The organism is Streptomyces sp. NPDC085927 (assembly GCF_044540975.1).
GTDB lineage: Bacteria > Actinomycetota > Actinomycetes > Streptomycetales > Streptomycetaceae > Streptomyces > Streptomyces hirsutus.
In genome coordinates this window covers 277,178-289,520 of sequence record NZ_JBITSN010000009.1, presented here as the reverse complement: position 1 = coordinate 289,520, position 12,343 = coordinate 277,178, and the positions used below count along the sequence as shown (strand labels likewise).

Below are 12,343 nucleotides of genomic sequence, written 5' to 3'. Positions count from 1 at the left end.
CGGCCGTTACCGTCACGGCATGAGTGCTTCGCCCGCCGACCTGGTCCGCGAGTTCCACCGTGCCTTCGGGCTGGACGCGCGCGAGACACCGGCCGAGGTCCCACCGGAACTCGCCGCCCATCGCGGCGACCTGCTCGCCGAGGAGGCCGCAGAGGCGGCGGAGGTGGCGGTGCACGGCCCCCTCGACCGGCTCGCGCACGAACTCGCCGACGTCGTCTACGTCGCCTACGGCACGGCGCTCGTCCACGGCATCGACCTCGACGCCGTGATCTCCGAGATCCACCGCGCCAACATGAGTAAACGCGGCCCCGACGGCGAGATCGCCCGTCGCTCCGACGGCAAGGTCCTCAAGGGGGAGTACTACGAGGCACCGGACGTGTCCCGGGTACTGCGCAGGCAGGGGTGGACGCCGGGTGCGGAGCCCCGGGACGCCTGACCGGAGTCCCGGGCGAGGGCTTGAGCAGAGCCCTCGGTGCAGGCCCGGGCCCGGTCCCGGGCGGAGTCCGGGGAGTGTCGTGGCGACCGCCTACCCTGTAGGGCATGAGCAGCATCGACCGGAGCCAGTCAGTGGGCGGCACGCGCACCTATGAAGTACGCACCTACGGGTGCCAGATGAACGTCCACGACTCCGAGCGATTGTCCGGGCTGCTGGAGGACGCGGGCTACGTCCGCGCTCCCGAGGGCGCCGACGGCGACGCCGACGTCGTCGTCTTCAACACCTGCGCCGTGCGCGAGAACGCCGACAACAAGCTCTACGGCAACCTCGGCCACCTCGCCCCCAGGAAGGCGCAGCGCCCCGGCATGCAGATCGCGGTCGGCGGCTGCCTCGCGCAGAAGGACCGCGACACCATCGTGAAGCGGGCCCCCTGGGTGGACGTCGTCTTCGGCACGCACAACATCGGCAAGCTGCCGGTCCTCCTGGAGCGCGCCCGCGTCCAGGAGGAGGCCCAGGTCGAGATCGCCGAGTCGCTGGAGGCCTTCCCGTCCACGCTTCCGACCCGCCGCGAGAGCGCCTACGCGGCCTGGGTGTCCATCTCCGTCGGCTGCAACAACACCTGCACCTTCTGCATCGTCCCCGCGCTGCGCGGCAAGGAGAAGGACCGGCGCCCCGGGGACGTCCTCGCCGAGATCGAGGCACTGGTCGCCGAGGGCGTCTCGGAGGTCACCCTGCTCGGCCAGAACGTCAACGCGTACGGCTCCGACATCGGTGACCGGGAGGCGTTCAGCAAGCTGCTGCGGGCCTGCGGGAGGATCGAGGGCCTGGAGCGCGTCCGCTTCACCTCCCCCCACCCGCGCGACTTCACCGACGACGTCATCGCCGCCATGGCCGAGACGGCCAACGTGATGCCGCAGCTCCACATGCCGCTCCAGTCCGGTTCGGACACGGTCCTCAAGGCGATGCGCCGCTCGTACCGGCAGGAGCGCTACCTCGGCATCATCGAGAAGGTCCGCGCCGCCATCCCGCACGCGGCGATCAGCACCGACATCATCGTGGGCTTCCCGGGCGAGACCGAGGAGGACTTCGAGCAGACCCTGCACGTGGTGCGCGAGGCCCGCTTCGCGCAGGCCTTCACCTTCCAATACTCCAAGCGTCCGGGAACCCCGGCCGCCGAGATGGACGGCCAGATCCCCAAGAAGGTCGTCCAGGAGCGTTACGAGCGGCTCGTCGCCCTCCAGGAGGAGATCTCCTGGGAGGAGAACAAGAAGCAGGTCGGCCGCACCCTGGAGCTGATGGTGGCCGAGGGCGAGGGCCGTAAGGACGGCACCACCCACCGCCTCTCCGGCCGTGCCCCGGACAGCCGCCTGGTGCACTTCACCAAGCCGGAGCAGGAGGTCCGTCCCGGTGACGTCGTCACCGTCGGGATCACCTACGCGGCCCCCCACCACCTCCTTGCCGAGGGCCCCGCCCTCGACGTGCGCCGCACCCGCGCGGGCGACGCCTGGGAGAAGCGGAACGCTCCCGGGGCCTCCGGGCCGGCGGGTGTCATGCTCGGCCTGCCCAAGGTGGGCGTGCCCGAGCCACTGCCCGTGGCCACCGGAGGCTGCGCCATCGACTGACCGGACCGCGACGGGGGCGGACGCATGGCTCATCGGGTCGTAGTGGAGGAGCGGGAGGACACACTCCAGCCGGTCGCACGCTTCGAAGGCACGCGCGAAGAGGCGCGCCGCAGGCTGTACGAGACGGCGTGCACGCACAGGTTCGCCGGAGGACTGCTGCAACAGCGTCGCGAGGTGTACCGCGTGGACGACGACACGTACTTCGTGCAGGTCAAGGGCGGGCTGGGCACCCACCGCCTGCGGTACTGCCTCGCGGAGCGCGTCCGGGGCACGGACGACCGGCGAGACGTGGATGCCGTCCCGGGCCGCGGCAGTAGGCTGCTGATCATGCTTGTCGCCGCCGCAGTCTGCCCGTGCCCGCCCCTCCTCGTGCCCGAGGTGGCCGCGGGCGCCGCACCCGAGCTGGACGCCGCGCGGGCCGCGTGCACGGACGCGGTCGGCGTGCTCGCCGCCGCCCGGCCCGACCTGCTGGTGGTCGTCGGCCCGGTGGCCGGCGACGTGGGGCCCGAGCGCTACCCGGAGGGCAGCACGGGGTCCTTCCACGGCTTCGGCGTCGGTCTCGGCGTACGGCTCGGAGCGGACCGGGACACGGCGACCGGCCGGGCCCTGCCCACCGCGCTCGCGGTGGGCGCCTGGCTGCTGGAGCGGACCGGGTGGGCGGACGCGCCCGTCGAGGGGGTCGGCGTGGGCGAGTCCCTGACGGCCGAGCGGTGCGCCGGACAGGGACGGGACATCGCCGGCAGGGCGGAGCGGGTCGCCCTGCTGGTGATGGGCGACGGCAGCGCCTGCCGCACGCTCAAGGCACCGGGCTACCTCGACGAGCGGGCGGCGCCCTTCGACGCGGAGGCCGCGCGGGCGCTGGGAGCGGCCGACACGGCGGCCCTGCAGGCACTGGACAGCGGTCTGGCGCGCGGCCTCAAGGCGTCCGGCCGGGCGCCCTGGCAGGTCCTGGCGGGGGCGGCCGAAGCGGGGGGGACCGCTCTGCGGGGCACGCTGCTGTACGAGGACGCTCCGTACGGGGTGGGCTACATGGTGGCCACCTGGTCGTAGGAGCCGGCTCCGCACGACGCCCGCCCGGCACGTCGGACGGCGTGGAACGACGGAAGGCCCGGAACGACCGAAGGCCGGGAACGCCCCATGCGGTGTGCGTTCCCGGCCCTATGCCGATCCAGTGCCCAGTGCTCAGTGCGCGGGCGGCGGCCCCGCCGGGGGAGTGGTGCCGCCCGCGTCCGGGCCGGGTTCGTTCTTGTGGGCGAGCCGGTCCATGGCGCCCTTGGCCCTGCCGGTGCCCTTCTGGATCCTGTCGCTGTACTTGCCCTTGGTCCGCTCGTCGGCGGTCTTCGCGGCCTTGTCCAGCCCGTGCTGGATCTTGCCCCCGTGCTGCTGTGCGAGGTCCGAGACCTTGTCCTTGGCAGGCCCCAGCTTGGCCTTCATGTTGTCCAGGAGACCCATGGTCCACCTTCCCTCGCGGTACGGTTCGTGTGCACTCCTGTGCGAAAACACCCATATCCACTCCATACGGTACTCGCGCGAACGCGGTCCCGCCCCGCCGCGCGGCCCCTCCGTGGCCGAAACCCGCCCCCGGGTGCGGCCCCGCACCCGTCGCGTCACGCCACTCGATGGAGGGCCGACTGTGGGGTTTGCGAGACTGGACCGGTGAGCAGCGCACTCCCCACCCCCCAGGTCATCGCCGTCGTCGGCCCCACCGCAGCCGGAAAGTCCGATCTGGGCGTTTTCCTGGCCCGAGAGCTTGGCGGTGAAGTCGTCAACGCCGACTCCATGCAGCTCTACCGGGGGATGGACATCGGAACCGCCAAGCTGACGCCCGAGGAGCGCGGGGGCGTCCCGCACCACCTCCTGGACATCTGGGACGTGACCGTCACCGCGTCCGTCGCCGAGTACCAGCGCCTCGCCCGGGAGCGGATCGACGCCCTGCTCGCCGCCGGACGCTGGCCCGTCCTCGTCGGGGGCTCCGGCCTCTACGTCCGCGGGGCCGTCGACCACCTCGAGTTCCCGGGCACCGACCCCGACGTACGGTCGCGCCTGGAGGAGGAGCTCACCCTGCGCGGATCCGGCGCGCTGCACGCCCGCCTCGCCGCCGCCGACCCCGAGGCCGCGCGGGCCATCCTGCCGAGCAACGGCCGCCGGATCGTCCGGGCGCTCGAAGTGATCGAGATCACCGGCCTGCCCTTCACCGCCAACCTTCCCGGCCACGACTCGGTCTACGACACCCTCCAGATCGGTGTCGACGTCGCCCGCCCCGAGCTGGACGCGCGGATCGCCGACCGGGTCGACCGGATGTGGGACGCGGGTCTCGTGGACGAAGTGCGCGCACTGGAGGCGCAAGGGTTGCGCGAGGGGCGTACGGCCTCGCGCGCGCTCGGCTACCAGCAGGTGCTCTCCGCGCTCGCCGGAGAGTGCACCCTGGAGGACGCGCGGTCCGAGACCGTCCGCGCCACCAAGCGCTTCGCGCGCCGCCAGGATTCATGGTTCAGGCGCGACCCGCGGGTGCATTGGTTGAGTGGGGCCGCGGCGGACCTGACGGAACTTCCGCAGCTCGCGTTGTCGTTGGTCGAACGACCGGTTACAGCCTGATCACGTCATGGCATCGGGACGCCCAGGCCGTCATCCGGGCCTCTGACGCCGTGCCATCATCGAGCTTCGATCGACCAAGTGGAGTCCAAGTTGGGAGGGCGCGTGGCGATGGAGGCCGGCCCTCGCGACACCGCACACGGCACCGAACACCTCACCACCGAGCGAGGTGTACCGGAGCAGGACCCTGACCTTCTCAGCCCCGACGGGCCGGACGAGACACAGGGCGGAGTGACCGACGACGGCCCCGAGCCGGACGAGATGTTCGCGGGCGGCGACGAGGTCGAGGTCGAGCTGCGCCCGCAGCGCCGGCTGCGCATCTGGCAGCTCGCCCCCATCGTCGGCCTGGCCGCGGTCGGCTCCCTGATGTTCGCGTTCCCGCTCGCCTTCGACTTCGGCGACAGTGGCGCCGTGATCGCCATGCTGGGCCTGCTGATCTGCTCCTGCGCGGCCGGCTGGGGCATGATGGCGGCCCGCAGGGTGGGCTACACCTGGCCCGGCCTGCCGGCCCGGAACTCCGGTCGCAGACCCGACTGGAGGGTCGTGATCGCCTACGCCGTGGTGGTCGCCGTGGTGGTCGCCCTGGCGGTCTGGCGGGTCGCCCGCCTCCGCTGACGCCCGCCGGCCCCGTGCGCTGCGAGGGCCGGGGCGCGCTGTCGTGGGAGCCCCGTACGATCGAGGGATGAGCACGCGGATCGCCTTCCTCAAGGGGCACGGCACCGAGAACGACTTCGTGATCGTTCCGGACCCCGAGAACGCCATCGACCTGCCCCCCGCCTCCGTCGCGGCCCTCTGCGACCGCCGCGCGGGTATCGGCGGCGACGGGCTGCTGCACGTGGTGCGGTCCGCCGCGCACCCCGAGGCGCGGCACCTGGCGGCCGAGGCCGAGTGGTTCATGGACTACCGCAACGGCGACGGTTCCATCGCCGAGATGTGCGGCAACGGAGTGCGTGTGTTCGCGCGCTACCTCCAGCGTGCGGGACATGTGGCCGAGGGGGACATCGCGATCGCCACGCGCGGCGGCGTGAAGGCGGTGCGCATCGCCAAGACCGCGTCCGACAGCGGCTCCGCCGCGGGTGACATCACCGTCGGCATGGGCCGGGCACTGCTGCCCGGCGACGGCGTCACCGTGAGCGTCGGCGGACGCAGCTGGCCCGCGCGGAACGTGAACATGGGCAATCCGCACGCCGTGGCCTTCGTGGACGACCTCGACCACGCCGGCGACCTGCTCACCGCACCCCCGTTCAGCCCCGCCTCGGTCTATCCGGACGGCGTCAACGTGGAGTTCGTGGCCGACCGCGGCCCGCGGCACGTGGCGCTGCGCGTCCACGAGCGGGGGGCCGGTGAGACCCGCTCGTGCGGCACGGGCGCCTGCGCGGTCGCCGTGGCCACGGCCCGCCGGGACGGCGTCGACCCGCGGGTCACCAAAAGCCCGGTGACGTACACGGTGGATGTGCCCGGCGGCACTCTGATGATCACCGAACGGCCCGACGGGGAGATCGAGATGACGGGGCCCGCGGTGATCGTCGCCGAGGGCGTGATCGAGAGCGAGTGGCTGGAGAACCTGCCCCGCTGAGCCCGGTACCGGCTTGGTATCCAAGAACAGCGCGTGCCGGCCGACCGCATCCGTGGGGTGCGGGGCCCGGTTCGGCTTCGAGAGCATGGCGTGCCTCTGATCCCGTGGCGTGAAATCGCCGCTGTGACGGTCTTCGCTCGAAGGAGTGATCCGTTTCACGCTCGGAGGGAGGCGGTCGGTCGCACGTGCTGGGCTCGGTAGCATCAAGCACCGGCCCGGACGGGGACGAGCACCGTCTCCTGAGCCCGAGTCCGCCCTGGGCATGCGTCCGCCGGTCAACGCCGCCGGAGGTGCCCATGAATGCGGAGGCCGCGAAACCTGCGACCCCAGGCCCCGTGACAACGGGGTCTGCGACACCAGGTCATGTCACGCCCACAGGGACACGGAGGAAGGCCCGCTCCCGGCTCGACCTGCGTCGGCTGGGCCGCGCCGCATTCCTCGGACCCGCCTCCCGCGACCGGCTCCCCGACGCCATCGGCCATGTGGTCGAAGCCCACCGTGCCCACTATCCCGACGCCGGTCTCGACCCGCTGCGCCGCGCCTATCTCCTGGCCGAGTCCTCGCACCGGGGACAGATGCGCAAGAGCGGCGAGCCGTACATCACCCATCCGCTCGCCGTGACCCTCATCCTCGCCGAACTCGGGGCCGAGACCACGACCTTGACGGCCTCCCTGCTCCACGACACCGTCGAGGACACGGAGGTGACGCTCGATCAGGTCCGTGAGCAGTTCGGCGAGGAGGTGTGCTATCTCGTCGACGGCGTCACCAAGCTCGAGAAGGTCGACTACGGTGCCGCGGCCGAGCCCGAGACCTTCCGCAAGATGCTGGTCGCCACCGGCAACGACGTCCGCGTGATGTCGATCAAACTCGCCGACCGGCTGCACAACATGCGCACCCTCGGGGTGATGCGCCCCGAGAAGCAGGAACGCATCGCCAAGGTGACCCGGGACGTCCTCATCCCGCTCGCCGAACGGCTCGGCGTCCAGGCGCTCAAGACGGAACTCGAGGACCTGGTCTTCGCGATCCTGCATCCCGAGGAGAACAAGCACACGCGCGAGCTGATCCTCCGCAACGCCTCCCGCGCGGACGACCCGCTCGCCGAGGTCGCCGACGAGGTGCGCAAGGTGCTGCGCGAGGCGGACCTCACCGCCGAGGTCCTCATCCGCCCCCGTCACTTCGTCTCCGTGCACCGCGTGTCCCGCAAACGCGGCCGGCTGCGCGGCGCCGACTTCGGCCGGCTGCTGGTGCTGGTGAACGAGGACGCCGACTGCTACGGCGTCCTGGGCGAGCTGCACACCTGCATGACACCCGTCGTCTCGGAGTTCAAGGACTTCATCGCGGTACCCAAGTTCAACCTGTACCAGTCGCTGCACACCGCCGTCGCGCGCGACGACGGGCAGGTCGTCGAAGTCCTCATCCGTACGCACCTGATGCACAAGGTCGCCGAGGCCGGTGTCGTCGCCCTCGGCAACCCCTATGCCGTCCCGGGGGAGGAGCAGTCGACGAGCGACGGCGAACGCGTCGACCCGACCCGGCCCGGCTGGCTCTCCCGGCTCCTGGAGTGGCAGCGCGGCGCGCCCGACCCCGACACCTTCTGGTCCACGCTGCGCGAGGACCTCGCCCAGGACCGCGAGATCACCGTGTTCCGCCCGGACGGCGGCACGATCGGCCTGCCCGACGGCGCGACCTGTGTGGACGCCGCGTACGCGCAGTACGGCGAGGACGCGCACGCGTGCATCGGCGCCCGCGTCAACGGCCGCCTGGCGACACTGCGCACCGTGCTGAAGGACGGGGACACCGTCCAGCTCCTGATGGGCCAGGACCCCGCCTCCGAGCCCTCCAGGGAGTGGCTGGAGCACGCCCGTACCCCGGCCGCCCGGATCGCCATTCAGCGGTGGCTGACCGCCCACCCCTCGCACCCCGTCGATCCCGCCGAGCCGCCCGAGGGGGGCCGGGCCGGGTCCGGGGAGACCCGGGCGGCCACGCGTCCCGCCGCGGGCGAGCCCGCCGCCGCACCGGCTTCCGGGACGGTGTCCGGTTCCTCCGGCGGTGCCCAGGTCCTGGCCGACCGGCCCGGCGCGCCGGTGCGGCTCGCCGGCTGCTGTACGCCCGTACCGCCCGACGAAGTGACCGGATTCGCCGTGCGCGGAGGAGCGGTCGCCGTGCACCGGATCGAGTGCGCCGTCGTGACGCGCATGAAAAGCGCGGGGCGTGCGGAGGTCGGCGTGCGCTGGGGGGAGGGCGCCGAGTGCCGGGTCACCCTGGTCGCCGAATCGTTCGTCCGCCCCCATCTGCTCGCCGACCTCACCGAGGCCATGGCCGCCGAAGGCGCCGAGATCGTCTCCGCGACCGTCGAACCCCCGACCCACCAGCAGGTGCGGCACACGTACACCGTGCAGCTGCCGGACGCCGCCCACCTGCCCGTCCTCATGCGCGCGATGCGCAAGGTGGCGGGTGTGTACGACGTGAGCCGGGCCAAGCCGCAGCCCCAGAGAACCTGACAGCGAGGCGCGCGGGGACACCACCCGGCCGGAGGCCTCCTCGGACACCCCCTCGGCCATCGGCACACCCGATCGGGTGGACCGGGAGCGCGCCGCCGTAACCGCGCACGCGCGCGCTGATAGCCGTGGGCCCATGCTGCGCACTCCCCACGGCCCGGCCGTCCCCGAACCGGCCCCCGAACATCCCGCCCCGCACGGCCCGGTCTCCGGCCGTCCGGCCCCCGTCCGTCAGGCCGCCCCCGTACCGGCCGCCCGTACGCCGGCCCCCCGGGGCCGCCGTCGGCGGACGTCCGCGGCGCTGCTCGCGTCGGCCGTCTCCGTCTGCCTCCTCGCCGCGAGCGCCCCCGCCACGCCGCTGGGCATCGGCGACCGTCTCTTCCCGCACCTGGGCAACCCCGGGTACGACGTGGCGTCGTACCACCTCGCCCTCAGCTACCCCGGCACGAACGACACCCCGCTCCAGGCCACCACGAGGATCGAGGCCCGGACGACCACGGACCTGGACCGGATCAACCTCGACTTCGCCCACGGCACGGTCCACTCGGTCGAGGTCGACGGCACCCCAGCCGCCTTCACCACCGCCGGTGAGGACCTCGTGATCACGCCCGTGAGCGGCCTGGACGCCGGCGAACGGACCCGTATCACCGTGCGCCACACCAGCGATCCGGTGGCCGCGGAGGGCCGTGACGGCGGCTGGGTGCGCACCGCGGACGGTCTCGCCATGGCCAACCAGGCCGACGCCGCGCACCTGGTCTTCCCGTGCAACGACCACCCGTCCGACAAGGCCTTCTTCACGTTCCGCATCACTGCCCCCGACGGTCACACGGCCATCGCCAACGGCGTGCCGATCCATGTCGACCGCACGCGCGCGGCGACGACGACCTGGACGTACCGCACCCGGCACCCCATGGCCACCGAACTCGCCCAGGTGTCCATCGGCCGCTCCACGGTCCTGCACCGCACCGGCCCGCAGGGGCTGCCGCTGCGCGACGTCGTCCCCACGGCCCACCGCGAACAGCTCGAACCGTGGCTGGCGAAGACCCCGGACCAGATCGCCTGGATGGAGAACAAGGTCGGCAGCTACCCGTTCGAGACGTACGGCCTGCTCATGGCCGACGTCTCCACCGGTTTCGAACTCGAGACCCAGACGCTGTCCCTCTTCGAGCGGGAACTCTTCACCGACCCGGCCTACCCCGCGTGGTACGTCGAGTCGATCATGGTGCACGAGCTCGCCCACCAGTGGTTCGGCAACAGCGTCAGCCCCAGCACCTGGTCCGACCTGTGGCTCAACGAGGCCCATGCCACCTGGTACGAGGCGCTGTACGCGCAGGAGAAGGCCGGCCGGTCCCTCGAGGCCCGGATGAAGACCGCCTACGAGGCCTCCGACCGCTGGCGCGCGGAGGGCGGACCACCCGCCGCTCCCAAGGCACCGCGGCCCGGCCAGAAGATCAGCATCTTCCGGCCGATCGTGTACGACGGTTCCGCACTCGTGCTGTACGCCCTGCGCGAGGAGATCGGCCCTACCGCGTTCGACCGCCTGGAACGGCGCTGGGTGACCCGGCACCGGGACGGCACGGCTTCCACGGCCGACTTCGTCCGGCTCGCCTCCGACACCGCGAGACGCGACCTGACCGGATTCCTGAACGCCTGGCTCCACGACGTGAAGACCCCGCCGATGCCCGGCCACCCGGACTGGAAGTCCACGGAGCGGGCCCCGGAGAAGTCCACGGCCTACAGGTTCACGGGCCACCGGCCCACGGCCCCCGAATCCGCCGCACAGCCCACGGAACGTTCCGGCCCGGCCGCGCATCGACCGGGCGCGAGCCGGGAACAAACACGGTGACGAGACGTGTCGTGCCGTGCCACCATCGTCAGGACGCCGCCGCACGGGGCACGGGAATCTCCCGGGAGACTCGTGCGTTGTGAGGGGTGACGGACGGACTCCGTCACCCCTGCGATCTCCCATCGACGTATCGACGTAAGGACCCAATGACCTCCTCTTCTTCCCCTTCCCAGGACACCAAGCGCTTCGCGCGGACCTACCCCGAGGGCCTCCGGGCCGATGCCCTGATGGAAGCGGACGTCGCCTGGAGCCTCGAGATCGACGGAGAGCGGGACGGCGACCAGCTCGACCGCTCCGAGCGCGCGGCTCTGCGCCGCGTCGCCGGCCTCTCCACCGAACTCGAGGACGTCACCGAGGTCGAGTACCGGCAGCTCCGCCTGGAGCGCGTCGTACTCGTCGGCGTGTGGACATCGGGAACCGTGCAGGACGCGGAGAACTCCCTCGCGGAGCTCGCCGCCCTGGCGGAGACGGCGGGCGCCCTCGTGCTCGACGGCGTGACCCAGCGCCGCGACAAGCCCGACGCGGCGACCTTCATCGGCTCCGGCAAGGCCCAGGAGCTGCGTGACATCGTGCTCGAAACGGGCGCGGACACGGTCGTCTGCGACGGTGAGCTGAGCCCCGGCCAGCTGATCCACCTCGAGGACGTCGTCAAGGTCAAGGTCATCGACCGGACGGCCCTGATCCTGGACATCTTCGCCCAGCACGCCAAGTCCCGGGAGGGCAAGGCGCAGGTCGCGCTCGCGCAGATGCAGTACATGCTGCCGAGGCTGCGCGGCTGGGGCCAGTCGCTGTCCCGGCAGATGGGCGGCGGCTCGGGCGGCGGACTCGCCACCCGTGGCCCCGGTGAGACCAAGATCGAGACCGACCGGCGCCGGATCCGCGAGAAGATGGCGAAGATGCGCCGGGAGATCGCGGAGATGAAGACCGGCCGCGACATCAAGCGCCAGGAACGCAAGCGCAACAAGGTGCCGTCCGTCGCCATCGCGGGCTACACCAACGCCGGCAAGTCCTCGCTGCTCAACCGCCTCACGGGCGCGGGCGTGCTGGTCGAGAACGCCCTGTTCGCGACCCTCGACCCGACCGTGCGCCGGGCCGAGACGCCGGGCGGACGGCTGTACACGCTGGTCGACACCGTCGGCTTCGTCCGGCACCTGCCGCACCACCTCGTCGAGGCGTTCCGCTCCACGATGGAGGAGGTCGGCGACGCCGATCTGATCCTGCACGTGGTGGACGGTTCGCACCCCGTCCCGGAGGAGCAGCTGGCCGCCGTGCGCGAGGTGATCAGGGACGTCGGCGCCACCGGCGTACCCGAGATCGTCGTGATCAACAAGGCCGACGCGGCGGACCCGCTGACGCTCCAGCGTCTGCTGCGGGAGGAGAAGCGCTCCATCGCGGTCTCGGCCCGCACCGGCCAGGGCATCGACGAACTGCTCGCCCTCCTCGACAACGAGCTGCCCCGCCCGGCCGTGGAGGTCGAGGCACTCGTGCCGTACACGCACGGCAAGCTGGTCGCCCGCGCCCACGACGAGGGCGAGGTGATCTCCGAGGAGCACACCGCGGAGGGCACCTTGCTCAAGGTGCGGGTGCACGAGGAACTGGCGGCGGAGCTCATGCCGTTCGTGCCCACGCCGACCGCCGGCTGAGTCCACGGCCCGCGGCTTCGCGGGGCCCCCGGGCCGGCCCCCCCCCCCCCCCCGCGGGGGGGGGGGGGGGGGCGGGGGGGGGGCGGGGGCCCCCCCGGGGCCGGGCCCCCCGCGGCCCCCCCCCCCCGCC

General features: G+C 72.3%; 10 protein-coding genes. 9 read left to right on the top strand and 1 reads right to left on the bottom strand.

Annotated elements, in window-relative coordinates; genetic code table 11:
* The first annotated feature begins 19 nt into the window (after nucleotides 1-19).
* The 3 genes from ACIF80_RS24230 to ACIF80_RS24220 all read left to right on the top strand — a co-directional run bounded on the left by ACIF80_RS24230 (nucleotide 20) and on the right by ACIF80_RS24220 (nucleotide 3,108).
* Nucleotides 20-436: a MazG nucleotide pyrophosphohydrolase domain-containing protein gene (locus ACIF80_RS24230; protein ID WP_399808167.1), complete on the top strand. Its 417-nt coding sequence runs from the start codon at nucleotides 20-22 to the stop codon at nucleotides 434-436.
* A 104-nt stretch (nucleotides 437-540) separates the two neighbouring features.
* Nucleotides 541-2,058, top strand: coding sequence for a tRNA (N6-isopentenyl adenosine(37)-C2)-methylthiotransferase MiaB (gene miaB, locus ACIF80_RS24225; RefSeq protein WP_399808164.1), 1,518 nt, complete (start codon nucleotides 541-543; stop codon nucleotides 2,056-2,058).
* A 327-nt stretch (nucleotides 2,059-2,385) separates the two neighbouring features.
* A complete protein-coding gene (locus ACIF80_RS24220; protein WP_399808257.1) occupies nucleotides 2,386-3,108 on the top strand; it encodes a class III extradiol dioxygenase subunit B-like domain-containing protein in 723 nt (240 codons plus the stop codon).
* Between the two features lie 132 nt (nucleotides 3,109-3,240).
* On the opposite strand, the gene ACIF80_RS24215 is transcribed toward ACIF80_RS24220, so the two are convergent.
* Nucleotides 3,241-3,510, bottom strand: a complete 270-nt coding sequence (locus ACIF80_RS24215) for an antitoxin (RefSeq protein ID WP_399808161.1) — start codon at nucleotides 3,508-3,510, stop codon at nucleotides 3,241-3,243.
* A gap of 204 nt (nucleotides 3,511-3,714) precedes the next feature.
* Between ACIF80_RS24215 and miaA the strand changes: the two genes are divergently transcribed.
* From miaA to hflX, 6 genes are all read left to right on the top strand, one after another.
* Nucleotides 3,715-4,653 (top strand): tRNA (adenosine(37)-N6)-dimethylallyltransferase MiaA, encoded by a 939-nt coding sequence (gene miaA / locus ACIF80_RS24210; protein WP_399808158.1) that lies wholly within the window; start codon nucleotides 3,715-3,717, stop codon nucleotides 4,651-4,653.
* A gap of 108 nt (nucleotides 4,654-4,761) precedes the next feature.
* Entirely contained in the window at nucleotides 4,762-5,265 is a 504-nt protein-coding gene (locus ACIF80_RS24205; protein WP_399808254.1) for a hypothetical protein, read from the top strand.
* 67 nt (nucleotides 5,266-5,332) lie between these two features.
* Nucleotides 5,333-6,226, top strand: coding sequence for a diaminopimelate epimerase (gene dapF, locus ACIF80_RS24200; protein WP_399808156.1), 894 nt, complete (start codon nucleotides 5,333-5,335; stop codon nucleotides 6,224-6,226).
* Between the two features lie 296 nt (nucleotides 6,227-6,522).
* The gene (locus ACIF80_RS24195; RefSeq protein WP_399808153.1) at nucleotides 6,523-8,727 is read left to right on the top strand and encodes a RelA/SpoT family protein; all 2,205 of its coding nucleotides are present in this window, start codon (nucleotides 6,523-6,525) and stop codon (nucleotides 8,725-8,727) included.
* Between the two features lie 133 nt (nucleotides 8,728-8,860).
* Nucleotides 8,861-10,570, top strand: coding sequence for a M1 family metallopeptidase (locus ACIF80_RS24190; protein ID WP_399808150.1), 1,710 nt, complete (start codon nucleotides 8,861-8,863; stop codon nucleotides 10,568-10,570).
* 146 nt (nucleotides 10,571-10,716) lie between these two features.
* Nucleotides 10,717-12,213 carry a GTPase HflX gene (hflX, locus tag ACIF80_RS24185; RefSeq protein ID WP_399808147.1) on the top strand — a complete coding sequence of 499 codons (1,497 nt, stop codon included), beginning with the start codon at nucleotides 10,717-10,719 and terminating at the stop codon, nucleotides 12,211-12,213.
* Nucleotides 12,214-12,343 lie beyond the last annotated feature (130 nt).